Raw genomic sequence first — 1,810 nt, 5'->3', positions numbered from 1 at the left:
GCGGTCACGGCTTGGCGACAGCGTATTATTTGGCCAAGAGTTTCGGGCGATCCCGTATCGCCGTGCTGGAGAAGGGTTGGCTCGGATCCGGGAATGTCGGGCGAAACACGACGATCATCCGGTCGAACTACCTGCTTGCTGGCAACGAGCCCTTCTATGAGTTCTCGATGAAGCTCTGGGAAGGACTGGAGCAGGAACTCAACTTCAACGCTATGGTTTCCCAGCGCGGCATCATCAACCTGTTTCATACGGATGCACAGCGTGATGCCTTCCGCCGCCGCGGCAACTCCATGATGCTAGCAGGTGCGGGCGCCCGGCTGCTAGGTCGAGAGGAACTGCGCGCCATGGTTCCGTTCCTGAACTACGAGAACGCGCGCTTCCCGATCAAAGGTGGCCTGATGCAGCCGCGTGCCGGCACCGCGCGGCACGACGGCGTGGCCTGGGGCTATGCGCGCGGGGCCGACAGCCACGGCGTGGACCTGATCCAGAATTGCGAGGTGACCGGTTTCCGGCTCGATCGCGGCAAGGTGCGTGGCGTGGAGACATCGCGCGGCTATATCGACGCCGACAAGGTCGGGGTGGCGGTGGCGGGGTCCTCGGGCCGCGTTATGGCAATGGCTGGAATGCGGCTTCCGATCGAAAGCCATGTCTTGCAGGCCTTCGTCACGGAGGGGCTCAAACCCACCATTCCCGGTGTGATCACGTTCGGGGCAGGCCATTTCTACATCAGCCAGTCCGACAAGGGCGGACTTGTCTTCGGCGGCGATATCGACGGCTACAATTCCTTTGCCCAACGCGGAAACCTGCCGGTGGTAGAGGACGTCGCCGAAGGCGGTATGGCGCTGATGCCGATGATCGGGCGGGCGAGGCTGCTGCGCATGTGGGGGGGGGTGGTGGACATGTCGATGGACGGTTCGCCGATCATCGACCGCACGCAAATTGATGGCCTCTATTTCAACGGCGGCTGGTGCTATGGCGGCTTCAAAGCGACGCCTGCCAGCGGCTATGCCTTCGCCCATCTTCTTGCCACCGGCGCACCCCACGAGACCGCGCGCGCCTACCGCATCGACCGTTTCGCACGCGGCCATGTGGTTGACGAGCGCGGCGCCGGTGCCCAGCCCAATCTCCACTGAGGCGGTCCAATGCTGATCCCACATCCACTTCTGGGCCCGCGCGATGCGCAGGAATTCACCTATCTGGGCGACGCGCGGCTCATCGACCGTCCAGACCCCTCCGCGCCCGATGCCGAGGCCGCTTTTTGCGATTACGTCTTCCTGCGCGACAACCCGGCGGGCGTGCACCGCGAACTGTGGTTCCACGAGCAGGGCGACCGGTCATGGCTGGTGGTCACGCGCGACACGGTCACCCATGAAGTCCTCGGTGCGGAGCTGGCCCGCAATGTCGCCCTTTCGCGGACGAGGTGCGGCAAATGACACGGCTAACCGGAGGGCTGATCGACCGCTCGCAGACCTTGAACTTCAGTTTCGACGGCAAGCGCTACCAGGGCCATCCCGGCGACACGCTCGCCTCGGCGCTGCTGGCCAATGGCGTTCGTCTGATGGGCCGCAGCTTCAAGTATCACCGCCCGCGCGGGGTTCTCTCGGCCGGTTCGGAAGAACCGAACGCTCTCGTCGAACTGCGAACGGGGGCACGGCAGGAGCCGAACACGCGAGCCGCGGTGGTGGAGCTGTTCGAAGGGCTGGAGGCGCGAAGCCAGAACCGCTGGCCTTCGCTCGGATTCGACGCACTGGCGATAAATGACTTGTTGTCGCCCTTCTTGACGGCCGGCTTCTACTACAAGACTTTCATG

Annotated in this window: 3 protein-coding genes; all 3 read left to right on the top strand. The window is 64.0% G+C overall.

What is annotated here, in order from left to right; translation table 11 throughout:
* Positions 1-1,133: sarcosine oxidase subunit beta family protein (locus EN738_RS34085; RefSeq protein ID WP_127287346.1), on the top strand; the 1,133-nt coding region annotated here is incomplete at its 5' end.
* 9 nt (positions 1,134-1,142) lie between these two features.
* On the top strand, positions 1,143-1,433 hold the full coding sequence (locus tag EN738_RS34080; protein WP_127239372.1) for a sarcosine oxidase subunit delta: 291 nt from the start codon (positions 1,143-1,145) through the stop codon (positions 1,431-1,433).
* Positions 1,430-1,810 (top strand): 2Fe-2S iron-sulfur cluster-binding protein (locus tag EN738_RS34075; protein ID WP_189606125.1); only part of this gene is annotated, 381 nt, incomplete at its 3' end. The genes EN738_RS34080 and EN738_RS34075, both read left to right, overlap by 4 nt.

Source organism: Mesorhizobium sp. M4B.F.Ca.ET.017.02.2.1 (genome assembly GCF_003998955.1).
Taxonomy (GTDB): Bacteria; Pseudomonadota; Alphaproteobacteria; order Rhizobiales; family Rhizobiaceae; genus Mesorhizobium; species Mesorhizobium abyssinicae.
This window is presented reverse-complemented; position numbering and strand designations above follow the sequence as displayed.

Bases quoted from the DNA above. Each gene is read 5' to 3' on its own strand.
- EN738_RS34080 (WP_127239372.1), top strand. From the start codon at position 1,143: ATGCTGATCCCACATCCACTTCTGGGCCCGCGCGATGCGCAGGAATTC.